General features: G+C 46.1%; 13 protein-coding genes and 1 CRISPR repeat array. Of the genes, 1 reads left to right on the plus strand and 12 read right to left on the minus strand.

The window, feature by feature from the left end:
• Window positions 1-146 precede the first annotated feature (146 nt).
• A CRISPR array of direct repeats spans window positions 147-2,033; the repeat unit is 30 nt; unit sequence ATTTCAATAGCACCTTAGAGGTATAGAAAG.
• Between the two features lie 296 nt (window positions 2,034-2,329).
• A complete protein-coding gene (locus ACFQ2O_RS13460) occupies window positions 2,330-3,067 on the plus strand; it encodes a pseudouridylate synthase (RefSeq protein WP_377528460.1) in 738 nt (245 codons plus the stop codon).
• A gap of 163 nt (window positions 3,068-3,230) precedes the next feature.
• Here ACFQ2O_RS13460 and ACFQ2O_RS13465 read toward each other — a convergent pair whose 3' ends face one another.
• The 12 genes from ACFQ2O_RS13465 to spt all read right to left on the minus strand — a co-directional run bounded on the left by ACFQ2O_RS13465 (window position 3,231) and on the right by spt (window position 15,123).
• Window positions 3,231-3,887, minus strand: a complete 657-nt coding sequence (locus ACFQ2O_RS13465) for an HAD family hydrolase (RefSeq protein ID WP_377528462.1) — start codon at window positions 3,885-3,887, stop codon at window positions 3,231-3,233.
• A 44-nt stretch (window positions 3,888-3,931) separates the two neighbouring features.
• Window positions 3,932-4,882: a phosphatase PAP2 family protein gene (locus tag ACFQ2O_RS13470; protein WP_377528464.1), complete on the minus strand. Its 951-nt coding sequence runs from the start codon at window positions 4,880-4,882 to the stop codon at window positions 3,932-3,934.
• 1 nt (window position 4,883) lies between these two features.
• Entirely contained in the window at window positions 4,884-5,504 is a 621-nt protein-coding gene (locus ACFQ2O_RS13475) for a sterol desaturase family protein (RefSeq protein ID WP_377528466.1), read from the minus strand.
• 7 nt (window positions 5,505-5,511) lie between these two features.
• A complete protein-coding gene (locus ACFQ2O_RS13480) occupies window positions 5,512-6,054 on the minus strand; it encodes a DUF4833 domain-containing protein (RefSeq protein ID WP_377528468.1) in 543 nt (180 codons plus the stop codon).
• Window positions 6,055-6,251: 197 nt separating this feature from the next.
• Complete coding sequence (locus ACFQ2O_RS13485) at window positions 6,252-6,971, minus strand: CDP-alcohol phosphatidyltransferase family protein (RefSeq protein WP_377528469.1); 720 nt, start codon at window positions 6,969-6,971, stop codon at window positions 6,252-6,254.
• Window positions 6,972-6,989: 18 nt separating this feature from the next.
• Window positions 6,990-9,542: a DUF5686 and carboxypeptidase-like regulatory domain-containing protein gene (locus ACFQ2O_RS13490; RefSeq protein WP_377528471.1), complete on the minus strand. Its 2,553-nt coding sequence runs from the start codon at window positions 9,540-9,542 to the stop codon at window positions 6,990-6,992.
• Between the two features lie 37 nt (window positions 9,543-9,579).
• Window positions 9,580-9,951, minus strand: a complete 372-nt coding sequence (locus ACFQ2O_RS13495) for a GtrA family protein (protein WP_377528473.1) — start codon at window positions 9,949-9,951, stop codon at window positions 9,580-9,582.
• Entirely contained in the window at window positions 9,952-10,413 is a 462-nt protein-coding gene (locus ACFQ2O_RS13500; protein ID WP_377528475.1) for a phosphatidylglycerophosphatase A family protein, read from the minus strand.
• 10 nt (window positions 10,414-10,423) lie between these two features.
• Window positions 10,424-11,752: an inositol-3-phosphate synthase gene (locus ACFQ2O_RS13505; protein ID WP_377528477.1), complete on the minus strand. Its 1,329-nt coding sequence runs from the start codon at window positions 11,750-11,752 to the stop codon at window positions 10,424-10,426.
• A 41-nt stretch (window positions 11,753-11,793) separates the two neighbouring features.
• The gene (locus tag ACFQ2O_RS13510) at window positions 11,794-12,786 is read right to left on the minus strand and encodes an NAD-dependent epimerase/dehydratase family protein (RefSeq protein WP_377528479.1); all 993 of its coding nucleotides are present in this window, start codon (window positions 12,784-12,786) and stop codon (window positions 11,794-11,796) included.
• A complete protein-coding gene (locus tag ACFQ2O_RS13515; RefSeq protein WP_377528481.1) occupies window positions 12,783-13,904 on the minus strand; it encodes a hypothetical protein in 1,122 nt (373 codons plus the stop codon). Before ACFQ2O_RS13515 ends, ACFQ2O_RS13510 begins: the two co-directional genes overlap by 4 nt.
• The gene (gene spt, locus ACFQ2O_RS13520; protein ID WP_377528483.1) at window positions 13,882-15,123 is read right to left on the minus strand and encodes a serine palmitoyltransferase; all 1,242 of its coding nucleotides are present in this window, start codon (window positions 15,121-15,123) and stop codon (window positions 13,882-13,884) included. The genes ACFQ2O_RS13515 and spt overlap by 23 nt, the downstream gene beginning before the upstream one ends.
• Window positions 15,124-15,207: the final 84 nt, after the last annotated feature.

Here is a 15,207-nt window from a genome sequence, read left to right on the forward strand (position 1 = left end):
GAAAGCTGGACATGGAAAGATTTGTTTGGTCACAATCTTAACCTTACCTCTTCTTGGTGAGTTCTATCTTTTTATAAAAATGCTAAAGTCGAGCTTAGAGGTATAGAAAGTCTTTTTGGCGCTTTCGCCTACGCCTTTCAATCTAAATTTCAATAGCACCTTAGAGGTATAGAAAGGGGATATAACTGTACTCGTCTTGCTTTTCGACTTGCTTATTTCAATAGCACCTTAGAGGTATAGAAAGAGTCTTTGGACCTAGCCAAGCTTATGTACAAGCGAAATTTCAATAGCACCTTAGAGGTATAGAAAGATAGCTTATAGAAGCGTTTCCAAGCAGTTTTTCTCAATTTCAATAGCACCTTAGAGGTATAGAAAGGTGTAGTAAGGGATAAAACTATCTCTTGAGCCGTAAATTTCAATAGCACCTTAGAGGTATAGAAAGTGGTCAGGTTCTGTCATATGATGCTGGACTTCGCTGGATTTCAATAGCACCTTAGAGGTATAGAAAGCTAGGTTCGCAGACGGTTTCACGGCGGAGCTAAGCCATTTCAATAGCACCTTAGAGGTATAGAAAGGTATCTCTTGCGCCAAAGTTCCATTCGCTTGTATTAATTTCAATAGCACCTTAGAGGTATAGAAAGGGTATTAGTAGCAGTAGCCACAGCAGGAACCTTTTTATTTCAATAGCACCTTAGAGGTATAGAAAGCTTGCTCTGTTTGATCCATTAGCGTAGATATAAACTCATTTCAATAGCACCTTAGAGGTATAGAAAGCCAGAAAGTTTAACCTCATATAGCTAAAGCTTTTAATTTCAATAGCACCTTAGAGGTATAGAAAGTACATATCCTGTTTCTGCCCTTCTAAGTCATTAATAATTTCAATAGCACCTTAGAGGTATAGAAAGTGAAGAGAACAAAGAACAGCTCTTGCTTGTGCGCCTGATTTCAATAGCACCTTAGAGGTATAGAAAGTATACCTTAGAGTGTGGGGTCATCTCAAATAAGGCATTTCAATAGCACCTTAGAGGTATAGAAAGTTGCTGTGTAGAATCGCTGATTAGTACCATTGTCAATTTCAATAGCACCTTAGAGGTATAGAAAGGAATGGATAGAATGCCCACAGGACGCCGTTTCGGTATTTCAATAGCACCTTAGAGGTATAGAAAGTCGTATATTTTAGTTAACTTTTTCATATCTTATGAGTTGATTTCAATAGCACCTTAGAGGTATAGAAAGAGTGAGCTACTAACAAGTGGTGGACTGAGGCCAGGAATTTCAATAGCACCTTAGAGGTATAGAAAGGGCACTACAGCAGAAGCCTATTGGCTATCTTGCGAAGATTTCAATAGCACCTTAGAGATATAGAAAGGCGTAGAACTCCTTGGCTAAGGGAGCATCAAGTATCATATTTCAATAGCACCTTAGAGGTATAGAAAGAGTTTCAGGGGGGGGTGTACACTTCTCTGAACGATTTCAATAGCACCTTAGAGGTATAGAAAGTGCCTAATTGCGGCATCCATTTGTTGTTAGGATAGAATTTCGATAGCACCTTAGAGGTATAGAAAGTAAGGCACTTCAAACAAAGCCTTCACAACCTAGATAAATTTCAATAGCACCTTAGAGGTATAGAAAGTAAGCAGGAGAGTAGAGGCAGATTTTGCCGTACGTGATTTCAATAGCACCTTAGAGGTATAGAAAGACAACAAGGGCGGGGTAGGGAAAAGCTCCACCGTGCTATTTCAATAGCACCTTAGAGGTATAGAAAGGACATATTGCCTGGGGTTTCACTTATAAGTTAAGTCATTTCAATAGCACCTTAGAGGTATAGAAAGGCTCAAAGGGAAGTGCCAACCTAGTATGCTCATCCACATTTCAATAGCACCTTAGAGGTATAGAAAGGAAGCCTGCAGCAGTGCAGCGCGGCTTGGGCTACGAATTTCAATAGCACCTTAGAGGTATAGAAAGACATATTTTTTCAGCAGGTTAAATGCACCTGCTTCATTATTTCAATAGCACCTTAAAGGTATAGAAAGTTGGTTTGGTAGCTCTAAAAGCTTACTTTTCTTAAAAACCTAAATCGCACCTTACAGGTTAATAAAAACTATCACCTAGGCATTCTAAAACAATGGTTTTATACTGTCATACCTGCTGGCAGACAAAGAGCTCCTGCTGCTTCTCTGTTATAGAAGGAACCCCTGAGTTAGAATCTAATAGCACAAAGTTGCTTTCTTCTTGTTAATTTGCGTGCTCTAAAAATAAATACCTGGTGAATCAGATAGTACCCTCAGATAAATTTTTCACGCCCTTCCGAGATTCCCCATTGCTCCATTTGTTACCAGAAAAATTTACGTACCCTTATAAGTATACTCCTCACCCCCTTAGCAAGTCAGCAGCTGCAGAGCTACAGGAGTATTTGCACCATCAAAATGAATGGGAGCACAACTTTGGCTTAAAAAATGGACAGGAAGGTAAAGTTGTAGGAAAGATGTTTGGGGTGCTGGTGGTAAAAACGGCACAAGGACAGGTTGGCTATTTGGCGGCTTTTTCTGGAAAGCTGGCCGGAGGCTATCATCATGCCAGGTTTGTGCCGCCTGTTTATGATGCACTGGCAGAAGGTAGTTTTCTAAACAGTGGCATGAAAGAACTGACGCGCATTAATAATGAGATTAAGGCTCTGGAAGAACGCAGCACAGAAGAAAGCTTACATCAAGTTGCAGCACTTCAGAAAGTTAGAAGAGAAAATTCCATTGCCCTGCAAGGTTTGCTCTTTAATCACTATCATTTCCTGAATCAAGCCGGAGAAGAAAAAAGCTTACGGACAATTTTCCAGCATAACGCAGGCAGTAACCCTCCTGCTGGTGCCGGAGAGTGTGCCGCTCCAAAACTACTGCACTATGCCTTTAAACACCACATGAAGCCATTGGCATTGGCTGAGTTCTGGTGGGGCCTCTCTCCTAAATCCGACTTCTGGAAACATGGCCAGTTTTACCCTGCCTGTCGCGAAAAATGTGCGCCCATCCTGACGCACATGTTGGAGAACATGGAGATAGAGGAGACTCCCAGCTAAAAACTGGTGATTAAGGCTGCATTCAACCTAACCCATAAATACAATATACTTTATCAGATAAAGCCACGCAGCCATACTTGCAGGACACTTATACTTCCTTTCTAGCAAGTATATAACTGCTTATCTATGCGAGAAATCGTAAAGCTGCTGCTACTTGATTTACTTAGGAAGCAGCAACTAAATTCTCAGCTATTTCATCTATCCTGATCCACTTCATGCCGGCTGCCTCTGCCGCTTTTACACCTGGTGTACCATCTTCAAACACTAAGCAATCTTCAGGGGCAACACCCAATTTCTCAGCTGCCAGCAGAAAAGGGTCCGGGTAAGGTTTCCCTTTATCGGTGTCCTCGGCACAAACCAGCACCTCTACCAGCGCATCTATCTCCAGCACTTCCAGCGTACGCTGTATCATTTTGCGCGAGCCTCCGGATACGACTCCTATTTTTATGCTGCCTACATGGCTCACCAGGTGGTCTACCACGAACTGTACCGGCTTGGTCTGCTCAATAAACTCCTCGTAAAACAAAGCAGATTTAAGTGCCACAAACTCTATCGGGCAAAAGTCGCTGTGGTAGCGTTTGTTGATTTCCTCCACTACTTTAGGAATCGGAAGGCCGGCAAACTCATCTACAATGGCGGGGTCAATGGTGATTCCTTTGCTGGCTGCTACTTTTACGTAAGTATCTTTATGCGCCTGCATGTTGTCTGCCAGCGTGCCATCACAGTCATATAAGAAAGCTTTGTAGGGGCCGCTTGATAGCGCCATAAGCTGCTGCAGGGCTGAAGTATAACCTAAAACATCAGAGCTTTTGTAATTCATCTTTATAATATCAGGTACTGAAAAAATAAGAAAAGGCCTTGGCTTTATTGCACAGCCACTACTAATTTGTTTACTGCTCTGTAAACGATTCCCTTTCGGGCCAGCAGCCAGTTAAAAAGCAGGATACCAGAGGAGGCGCATAGGATCCCCGCCAGCACATCGAGCACGTAGTGGTGCGAAGTATAAACTGCCGCAAACCAGATGCCTACAGTGATAACGGCAAATACCACTTTTGCCAACCAGCTTAAGTTGTTACGCAGGGCATAATATAGCACAATCAGCGGGTAAGCCGAGTGCAGCGAAGGCATGGCCGCAAACACATTAGAGCCTTTGGCATAGAGTGAGTTGAAAACTGTGATGCCGAAAAAAGTATCGAAACGCACCAGCCCTGCCGTGTTTCCGGGCGTAGCCGCTACAAAATCAAACCCATACTGCTGCACATACCAGGGTGGTGCAGCCGGGTAAAGGTAATACACCACAAATCCCAGCAGGTTTACCAGCAGAAAAGTAAACAGGAAATAAATAAACTGCCTTCTGTCGCGGAAAAACCAGAACATGGCAAACCCAATTGGCACAGGTATCCAGGACAGGTAAAAGACTCCGCTCAACACATCGAGGAACGCATTGCTGTGCTGTATCCAGAACTCGTTCGGCGTAAATATAACTCCCTTACTTTGGATACCGAAAATGTCTTTCTCCGCGTGATACAAATCCGCGATGTGCACCGGGTTAAACCAGTAGTTTGGGAAGGCCTTCATGTAATCATAGAGAATCCAGAAGACGATGAAGATAGAAAAGCCCGTAACAAATTTTCTGGTAATGGGCGTGGCAAAGTATAAAAGGTTCACCAGGCCCACCAGCACCAGCTGATCCGTTTTGAAGCCCACCAGCAGGTAAGACAACAGCAGGTAGCCCACTGATAAAGCCGCCAGCACTAGCACGGCTTTGCGCGACAAGCCCTTCTTCTCTCCTGCCGCAGCAGTTGCTATACTCATTTTATTTTTTGTCAAAATCAGATCCGAATACCTTGTCCCACAGGGCTGAGCTCACACCATAGCCTTTGGAGGCATCAGAGTAGTGGTGCAGCATGTGGTGCCTCTTCAGCTTTTTCCAGAATTCGCCTTTAAAGTTGAAGTGGTGCAGTGCGTAATGCGAAATATCATAAACCAGGTAACCCGTCAGGAAGGCCGCAAAGAAAGCATAAAGCTGCCCACCAGAAAATATCAGCGAAAAAAGCAGGTACAAAACTGTAGCCATAGGTATACTGGCTGAGGGTGGCATCACCAGCCGCTTGGCATCGTTTGGGTAATCGTGGTGCACCCCATGGAAAATAAAGTGCAGGCGCAAAGCCCATGAAGCCTTTGGCACAAAATGAAAAACATAACGATGTAACACGTATTCGGTTAGCGTCCACACAAACAGCCCCAACGCAGCATATCCTACAAAGGTAATCAATGCAATCTGCTCCTGAAATAAAGCCAGCCAACTCAGGAAAAGTATAACCGGTACATAAATATAAAGCGGAACCGTGTAGTGTACTTTGGACAGCGCTTCCATCCAGTTATACTTAAACATCCTGACAGATTCCTGTGAGTTAGATACAAAGTTCTTCTTCATAAGAAAATCATGGTTTAAACCGTCCTGTTACAGCTTTCCCAGTTGCGGCATCTCTGCCCTTCAGCTCCACATACAGTACATTAGGTACCCAAAAGGTCCCTCCTTCCACACGCACAAACACACGGTCCAGTATTGCCTCTTTTCTGTTGATCATCGCATATACATGATATTCACCATCTGCATTTTTACGCAGGTATAGCGCCAACTTATCATAGCATACAAACTTGAGCTCGTAGTTGTCTTTGCCAAGCTTTTTGGTATGCAGGCCATAGGCAAACTTGCGCTGTATATAGTTCAGCTCCTTGTGCACACCTCCCTCAGGATAGCGAATCCAGAACGGGTGGATAGGATCTTTCTCATCCAATGTTCCCTGCGGGGTCTTGTTCAGCTCATAAACCACCGTATTGGTATTAGGGTCGCGCTGCACGTAGAACATCATGCCTTTTATATTCTTCGGCACAGGCAAAGAGTCTGGCTGTACCTCCTTTATACTTTGGCTGGTGCCGGCATTTGCGCTGCCCAGGCAAGTATAAAGTAGTAGTAGGATCAAATAAGTTACTTTTTTCACAATGCTGTTTTTATACTTAGAGCTTGTTTAAATTTTGTTTTTGCAAGCGAAAGCTGAATGGGTAGGGATCTGGCAAAGCAGTTTCAGCGCTTCATAGCAGCCCTATGCGGCGAGAAAAGCGTGAAGCAAGGTTCCTTTACAGGCTTTTGCAGTGCAACGTATGTATTTTAAACAGGCTCTTAGGGTGTCACCATTTCCTTCTGCTCCATGGCGCGTTTCGCATCCATCAATCTGTGCACTGCGGTGATATTCGTTAGTACGGCCATCACGGTAATTGGCAGCGTAAACACCGTCATGGTTTCAAAAACATGAAAAGGAATACCAGGCACGTATACTTTGTAATCATCTCCCACAAAAGAGTAGGTTATGCCGCAGGCAATGGCAGATATACCGATCAGCACCACTCGTTCCGGCCGCTGCATTAAACCTCCCTTGCAATCTACCCCAAGGCCTTCGGCGCGGGCACGGGTATAGCTCACCATCATAGAGCCGATCAGGGCTATAAACGCGAACAGCGAGCTTAGCAGGTAATGATGTGAAATGAGGTAGTAGCAGATGCCCATAAACATGATCATCTCACTGTAACGGTCTAACACTGAATCATACATAGCCCCAAAAGTAGACTTCATGTTTCCAAGCCTGGCCACCTGCCCGTCCAGCATATCGAACACCCCGGCAAACAGGACCAAAGCACCTGCCCAGCCCACATATTCCAGCTCGCCACGGTTACTCACTTCGCCGCCCCAGATAAAAACAGCGGCTACCCCAATATTCAGGATCAGGCCCGTAGTAGTAACGGCATTGGGAGTAAACCCAATTTTAATTAGCAGCCTGACAAAAGGGTTTATCACTTTATAGATTCCCTGTTGCAGCGCGTCGCGAAGTGCATCCTTGTTCATAGTGTAGCTGATTTATAATTAAAAATCGAACTTAAACCTACCCCTTATACCTAATTCTGATACGTTAGGATTATCTAAATAAGATAAGCGTTTCACTACGTCTATCCTGAAGAAATTAAATATATTTCCTATCCCCACACTTGCCTCCATGTAGGGCTTTTTCTCCAATGTATAAGTTGCTTGCCGGCCATCCTCAAAAGTAGGGAATTGAAGCAAATCTGTATTACCCTGCGGCATATTTTCATTTCTGACGGAGCCATACAAGGCTTTGAATGTTACAAACTCGCGCAATTTCGTTTTCTTTAGCAGCGGTATCTTGTTAAATATAAAACCGTTAAAGCTGTGGTCGATATGCACACTGGCATACTGGTCGCTAACAAACTCCAGGAAGTTCATCAGGTTATAGGCCTGCAACTGGTAAGAGTACGTTTGGTTAGCCCGATGGATGGTTAGCAGCGGAAACGGCACCTGCCCGAAAGTATAGCCACCCTCTGTTACCACATCCGAATAGCCCAGCTGCGATAAGTAGAAGCGCTTATAAATATTTAAGGCAACTTTCTGGTATTCATACTGGCTGTCGAACAAATCTTTTATACCAGCCGTGGCACGAAGCGTGAATACGGGGTAACGGTTGGCAATCGGGGTGCGGTACAGCTTACCCTGAAAGAATTGCTCATTCGGTGCCCAGCGCAGCTCCAGCGAAGCCTCTGAAGTTGTAAGGCTCCCCATTTGCAAGGCCTCCACATCTCCTTCCTCGGCTACCTGCAAATATTCCAGCGAGCCTGCAGGCGATTGTTTCCAGTTTCTGAAGCCTACTCTGTAAGAGAAGTGGTTTTCAAACTCGTGCAGGTAATCGATGTTATACGTTTCGCTATAGAGCCATTTGTCGTTTTCGCCGCGTTTAAACGAAAGCAGAAAGTTATCTTCCTGCACAAACTGCAGCTCCTGCCCTGGTATGTTGGTATCTTTCTGATAGCTGGCGTTGATCGCTCTCACCGGAAACTCCCATATAGATCTATCGGTTAGCGAGTAGCTACCGCCTAGGTAATACTTCCACTTCTCATCTTTGAAGCCATAGGCCGCATAGGTCTCCAGCATATACTTTTTGCTGAAGTTAGTGGTGGTGCGCCCCCCGAAGCGCAGGCGGAACCCCTCTACCGGGTTAAAACTGTAAAAGGTGTTCAACGGGCCAATCTCGATGTTCGGCCCCATGCGCTTGTAACCGGCAATCAGCGCAGTTGCCCAGTCCATGGTGCGCTGGAACGACTTCATGTTAACCAGGCTATCGATATTGGCATAGGTATTAAGCTCCACCTCCGATAGCGAATCGTGCCGGCTGGCCTGCCAGTAACTTTCGTCCTGAGCCAACGCATCAGCTGCCTTTACAACAGCCTCTCCCTCATAAAAAGCCACTGGCTGAGGCTCGTTTATGACATAGTTTTTATAGGACACTATGCGCTCACCGTAAAATCCTGCATCACTATTTTGTGTGAGGCCGAAATCGGCTTTCAACTCGCTCTTGCTTAAATGGTAGCGCCCGTCGCTGTTTTTTTCAAAGTCAAGCTTAATATCTAAGTCGCGTACCCAGTTAATGCTTACGCCCTTGCTTACCTCCATGTCCACGCGCTGCACCGCAAAGGTACCGTCCAGCGTTACAAACATCTCACCGGTAAACATAAAGGCCGATGGGTTGCGGGGCTCAAACAACAGTTTTGCCAACTGCTGGCCACTATCCGTCGTTACCGTGTCTTTCAGGTAAAACTTGTAAAAAGTCGGTGCCATGTCGGCGATGGGACTAAGGAACTGGTTTGTCAGGATCGTGATGTTGTTGTCATAGATATCAACGTCCTGGTACATGTGCTGCATGTAGGTCATCATACCTTTATTATCCACAAACTCCCCGAAATTCACCTTCTTCTCCGCCTTTACTAATGTTTTTCTGCTCTCAGGGTTTTTGCGATAATACTGCTCTGTGATCTCTTCCTGCATGTAGAAAGGAAGTATGGCCTTGCCTGCAATTACCGTGGTATCAAGGTTGCTGGTGATAAAATCATACTTGCGCAGAAAGATGTTTTTCTTTAGTTTTTCCGGCGTGTTCACCAGCGACATCTGTGTTTTATCGTACTGTTCGTACTGCACATAAGCGTAGGCTTCCGGTCTGTTTTCTGACTTGTGGTCTACAATTTCGCGGATAAGATCTACGGCAGGATTATTTTTGTTGCTATACTTCACCTTCCGTTTCTTACCCACCACAACTACCTCACTCAGCTGTTTTGCGTCCGTTTGAAGCCGTACATCCTGTGTTTGCTCCTGTCCCGGAACCACCTCTACTGTAGCAGTTCTATAGCCAAGATAAGAGAATTGTAACTTGCCAATCGGCTGGTTTGTCCTGATCAGGTAGTTGCCCTCATAATCGGTGCTGGTGCCCAGATTGGTTCCCGGCACAAATACCGATACCCCGATCAAGGCTTCTTTCGTGGTAGCATCGGTTACAGTGCCTTTAATGGTCGTAACAGTGCTTTGCGCCATTACGGCACCTGCGGTCATCCCTGCAAATAATACAAGGAGCACGCTATAAACTAGATTTATATATAGCCTATATATATTCTTATTTGAATACATATCGTTTCTGAATTATATAGTTGTAAAAGATACCGACCAGCAGTGAGATGAAAATCTTCGAGAATATATAGTTTACTCCTCCATAGTGTGTGATCATATAAACGCCTGAAGCGTTGAGCAGCAAGCTGCCAGTCCAGACCATGAAGTACTTTAAAAACTGCGTCGGTATTGTTTTATGTGATGCGTTGAAAACCCAGGTTCTGCCAAGAGAAAAATGTGTTATGCCTCCTGTAACAGTACCCATAACAGTAGCTGCCACATACCAGAGCCCGAAGAGTTCCACCGCTAGGATCGTCACCAGAAAATCGACGCCGGAAGCAACCAAAGAAGCAGCCTGCGCCTTAATGAAGGTGAGCATTTAGAGTATTTTGAAGTATAGAAGTATTTGTAGAACAATATTTGCGTAAACACCTGCCAGCACGTCATCCAACATCACGCCCCAGCCGCCTTTGAAATTTTCCATCTTTCGGATAAAGAGCGGCTTTGCTATATCGAAAAACCGGAAGAGCAGCAGGCCCACCATCAGCGTAACAGGTGTAAGAGGCAGAAATAAAAGACTGATGCACATTCCTGCCACTTCGTCTATCACTACCTTTTTGTCGTCTTTGCCCCAGAGTGGCTCTACCTGCGTGGCTGACCATACGCCCAGCCCCGTCAGTAGCACCGTTAACCAGGGCAGCCACAGCACAAGCTGGCCTCCACCAGTCAGCTGCATGGCATAAAGGGCTAAACAAGTGGCAACAGCCGCAACTGTACCGCCTCCCTTACCAATGTAGCCAATGCCCAGGCTGGTGGAAACTAGTTTGTGTAATCTGATCACTTCCGTTGGATTATAATCCCTCTTCTACAAGGTCTTCGTAGTAATCCAGACCTAAATGCGTAATCAGGTCCTCTCCCATCATGTGGCGAAGCGTGTTCTGAAGCTTAATCAACTGCTTGAAGATGTCGTGCTCCGGACGCAGGCCTTCTGCTGTTTGCGGCGACTTATAGTAGAACGACAGCCACTCCTGTATTCCACTCATGCCGGCACGCTGTGCCAGGTCAGTAAACAGGGCAAGGTCTAACACAATCGGTGCGGCCAGAATAGAATCGCGGCACAGGAAGTTGATCTTGATCTGCATCTGATAGCCTAACCAGCCAAAGATGTCGATGTTATCCCAGCTCTCTTTGTTGTCACCGTGAGGAGGATAGTAATTGATGCGGATTTTGTGGTAGATATCACCGTACAACTCCGGGTTGTCGTCCGGGTGCAGGATATCTTCCAGCACTCCCAGCTTAGATACTTCTTTGGTTTTGAAGTTCTCCGGATCGTCCAGTACAAGACCATCACGGTTACCCAGGATGTTAGAGGAGAACCAGCCTTTGATACCCAACGCTCTGGCTTGCAGACCTGGTGCCAGAATCGTCTTCATCAACGTCTGCCCAGTCTTGAAGTCCTTGCCTGAAATAGCCACACCGTTTTCTTTGGCAAGCTCTACTATAGCCGGAATATCAACCGTCAAGTTAGGCGCACCGTTAGCAAAGGGAACACCCAGCTTCAACGCAGCGTAAGCGTAAATCATACTTGGGGCAATGCGCGGATCATTGTTGCGTAGGCCTTCCTCGAAGCTCGCTACAGTCTGATGCACGTCGCCAGGCTCCAGGTATACTTCTGTTGAGCCACACCATACCACCACCAAACGGTCGCAGCCGTTGGCTTCTTTAAAGTTGCGCATATCATCCATCAGGGCTTCCGCCAGCTCATATTTTGTAGCGGCTTCCTTTACATGGGTACCGTCCAGGTTGCGGGCGTAGTTTTTATCGAATACAGCTTTCATTGGCTGTATAGCCTCTAACTCTGACTTGATGCTGTACAGCAGGCCCGGCTCCAGTACTTTAGCATTCACAGCAGCCTCGTATACGTTATCTTCGTACACATCCCAACCACCAAACACAAGGTTATCCAGACTCGCTAAGGGCACAAAGTCTTTGATAAGCGGGTTGCGGTTATCTGTTCTCTTGCCCAAACGGATGTTACCCATCTGCGAAAGAGAGCCAATTGGCTGCGACATTCCTTTACGGATAGCCTCTACACCAGCAATAAACGTAGTGGCAACTGCTCCTAGTCCTGGAAGCAAAATACCGAGGCGCCCTTCAGCGCTTTTTACTTGAAATTCCATCTTATTAACGTGTGTCTAAAACTTTTGAATCTATACTTAACTTATAACCACTTATTCTCCTTGTACCATTGCAGCGTCTGTGCAAGTCCTGTTTCCAGGTCATACTCCGGTACAAAGCCCAATTCTCTTTTTCCTTTGGCTATGCTGCAGTTCCAGTTGGCAGCAGTTAGCTCGTTTAATTTTTCTGTGTTCAGCGCGGGCACCTTATCTCCCTTGGCATAAGCCATCTCCAGCACCTGAGCTACTACCTTCACCACCCCCATCGGCAAATGAATCCGGACTGCTTTTTTACCGAGCACCCGCTTGGTGATATCAGCCAGTGCGTAGCGGCTGTAGCTGTTGCCGTCAGACAGGTTATAGCTTGCCTGATGCTCTTTTGCGCCCAGCGCCAAGATTACTGCCTTCGCCAGGTCCTTCACATAAATAAAGCTCAATCGCTGCGCTTGTCTGCTAATGTAAGGGTCCAGGCCGCTGTTAAGCGTTTTCAGCAGGATGAAAATGTCCTTCTCTCGTGGGCCATATACAGCTGTAGGCCGCAAAATCACCCAAGGCAGTTCCTTTATCTCTGACAAATACTGCTCAGCCAATAGCTTGCTTCTGCCATACTCCGTAACCGGTTGCGCAGCATGCTGCTCATCTATGGGCAGGTTATCCTTGTAGGCAATAGGCCCTAAAGCTGCCAGGCTGCTGATAAACACGAACTTCTTCAGTGGCATCTTCGCCTTGGTGGCAGCCAGTGCCAACGCCTTGGTATAGTCTGCATTCACTTTGGCATAAGCCAGGGCATCTTTAGCCTTCGTAGTTCCTGCCGCGTGTATGATGTATTGGTATTGCTTTTCCTCCAGCTCCTTTACCAAAGCACTGGAGTCGGTGTAATTAAGGGACGTATATTGTATATTGAGAGACTTTAAATGCTCCAGCTCACTGGAAGGCCGCACGGCCGCGTATACTTCCAGCCCCGCCTGCACCGCTGCCTCTATTAGATGGTAGCCTACAAAGCCAGTTGCCCCAGTTATCAATACCCGCTCTTTCATAGCGCCTTTTCAAAAATCCTGTACCGCTTGTATGGCTTGGCTCCCATTTTCAGCAACCCCTGGTTCATCATCACATTGTTTTCCAGTATCCAGGAGGCCTCTGCTGTTTTCATGTTCTTTTCACGGTGCTTTTGCATAGCCGCACCGTAAAAAACAGCCTCTATGCCCAGCTTCCGGTAACCTTCCACCACGCCAAGGGCTATAATTCGCACGGCGTTTATTTGCTTGCGCTGCGTTAGCAGTTTAAATATACCCGTAGGCAACAGGCGTCCTTTTTTAATCTTTTTCAGGATCTGGTTGATGTCCGGAATAGCCAGCGAAAAACCGATCATCTTCCCGTCATGCTCAGCTACCAGGCAAAAGTCCGGGTCCACAATCAGCTTTAAGTCTTTCGCCATGTAATCAAACTCCTTTGGCGTCATGGGCACAAAACCCAGGTTTTTATCCCAGGCTGAGTTATAGATTTCCCGCAGCTTCTCTGCTTCCTGCTTATAGTTTTTAAGGCTGATTGGCCTGATGGTAATTCCTTTTTGCTCCAATCGTTTCCGAATCACCTCCGATAGCCGGTACGGCTTATCGTTGTATCCATCTGCCCCAAACTGGTAGGCCAGCAGGTCTACCTTCTTTTGGAAGCCAAGGTCTTCCAGAAGCGGGATGTAATAAGGGTAGTTATAAGGCATCATGGCCGCAGGAGAACTATCAAAGCCATCTACCAGCATGCCGCAGGTTTCATTGGTAGAGAAATTTACCGGCCCGATCATGGTGGTAGCTCCTTTTTGGTTTAGCCACTGGTGCACCTCCTGAAAAAGCAGGTTTGCCACCTCCCCGTCTTCCACACAATCAAAGAACCCGAAAAAACCATCCTGTGCCTGATTGAAGGCATTATGGTTATTGTTCAGTATAGCTGCAATGCGCCCTACTAGCTTATCATCCTGATACGCTAAGAATAACTGCAACTGCGAGTGCTCATGAAAAGGATGCTTGCCCGGTGTTAACAGATCTTTTTGCGCAATATAAAGCTCCGGCACATAGTATGGGTCGTCTTTATAGAGCACATGCGGAAAGTCGATGAAGGCTTTCAGCTGCCGCTTTGTCTTAACGGGCAGTACTTGCTTCATAAGATGCATCTCTGGTTTTAACTCCGATCAACTTAAAGGCACCTGTAATTTTAGTCACGGCTTCCTCTATCTGCGGAAAAGTATGCGTCGCCATTACAGAAAGGCGAATCAATGTTGAGTCTGCCGGTACAGCTGGCGCCACTACGGGGTTCACGAAAATACCGTTATCCTGCAGCACCTTCGTAACCTGAAACGTCTGATCATTATCACGCACATAAATAGGGATAATAGGTGTTTCTGTAGGGCCAAGTTCTAATCCGGCTACACGCAATAGTTGTGTAGCATAATGTGTGTTTGCCCAAAGTTGCTCCATACGCTCCGGCTCCGACTGTATGATATCCAGTGCGGCGATAGTACTTGCCACAGAGGCAGGCGACATACTGGCACTAAATATCAGAGAGCGGGCATGGTGCTTGAGGTACTGAATTGTGTCGTGATCGCTGGCGATAAAACCACCTAAAGAAGCCAAAGACTTACTAAATGTACCCATAATCAGATCTACCTGATCTGTCAGCCCGAAATGAGAGGCAGTGCCGGCACCACGTTCGCCTATTACACCCAGACCGTGTGCGTCATCCACCATAATACTGCCACCATAGCGCTCTGCCAAAGCCACTAATTCCGGCAGCTTCACTATATCGCCTTCCATGCTGAATACGCCATCAACCACGATCAGCTTTATAGCCTCAGCAGGCAATTTTGCCAGCTTTTGCTCCAGGTCCCGCATATCATTGTGCCGATACTTGATAACTTTGGAGAAGGAAAGGCGGCTGCCGTCTATTATAGAGGCATGGTTATACTCGTCCAGGATGATATAGTCGTTACGGCCGGTGAGGCTGGAGATAACGCCCAGGTTAACCTGAAAGCCTGTGCTAAAAACCAACGCAGCATCTTTACCTACATAGTCCGCCAGCCTTTGCTCCAGTTCCAGGTGTATATCCAGTGTGCCGTTTAAAAAACGAGAACCGGCACAACCAGTGCCATACTGCTCAATGGCTTTGATAGCAGCTTCTTTTACTTTCGGATGATTTGTAAGTCCCAGATAGGCATTTGACCCAAACATCAACACCTTCTTGCCTTCAATGATCACTTCTGTATCCTGCGCCGACGCTATCGACCGAAAGTAAGGATACGCTCCTTGTGCCTGCGCCCTTTCCGCCGCTTGGTAAGCGGGGCTCTTGTCACGGCCGAGGATTCGCTGACGAAGTAAATTACCCATCTGTTCTTTTATAAATTTTTAATAATCCTATATACTATAGTAATAAAACATTTAAATCAGTTTACTACCACTGTTAATTTAATA

Origin of the sequence: Pontibacter rugosus, assembly GCF_042678745.1 — a bacterium.
In the GTDB taxonomy this organism is placed as follows: domain Bacteria; phylum Bacteroidota; class Bacteroidia; order Cytophagales; family Hymenobacteraceae; genus Pontibacter; species Pontibacter rugosus.

Excerpts from the sequence above, each read along its gene's own strand:
- ACFQ2O_RS13465 (WP_377528462.1), bottom strand. The coding sequence starts at position 3,887 with ATGAATTACAAAAGCTCTGATGTTTTAGGTTATACTTCAGCCCTGCAG.
- ACFQ2O_RS13470 (WP_377528464.1), bottom strand. The coding sequence starts at position 4,882 with ATGAGTATAGCAACTGCTGCGGCAGGAGAGAAGAAGGGCTTGTCGCGC.
- ACFQ2O_RS13475 (WP_377528466.1), bottom strand. The coding sequence starts at position 5,504 with ATGAAGAAGAACTTTGTATCTAACTCACAGGAATCTGTCAGGATGTTT.
- ACFQ2O_RS13485 (WP_377528469.1), bottom strand. The coding sequence starts at position 6,971 with ATGAACAAGGATGCACTTCGCGACGCGCTGCAACAGGGAATCTATAAA.
- ACFQ2O_RS13495 (WP_377528473.1), bottom strand. The coding sequence starts at position 9,951 with ATGCTCACCTTCATTAAGGCGCAGGCTGCTTCTTTGGTTGCTTCCGGC.
- ACFQ2O_RS13505 (WP_377528477.1), bottom strand. The coding sequence starts at position 11,752 with ATGGAATTTCAAGTAAAAAGCGCTGAAGGGCGCCTCGGTATTTTGCTT.
- ACFQ2O_RS13510 (WP_377528479.1), bottom strand. The coding sequence starts at position 12,786 with ATGAAAGAGCGGGTATTGATAACTGGGGCAACTGGCTTTGTAGGCTAC.
- ACFQ2O_RS13515 (WP_377528481.1), bottom strand. The coding sequence starts at position 13,904 with ATGAAGCAAGTACTGCCCGTTAAGACAAAGCGGCAGCTGAAAGCCTTC.
- spt (WP_377528483.1), bottom strand. The coding sequence starts at position 15,123 with ATGGGTAATTTACTTCGTCAGCGAATCCTCGGCCGTGACAAGAGCCCC.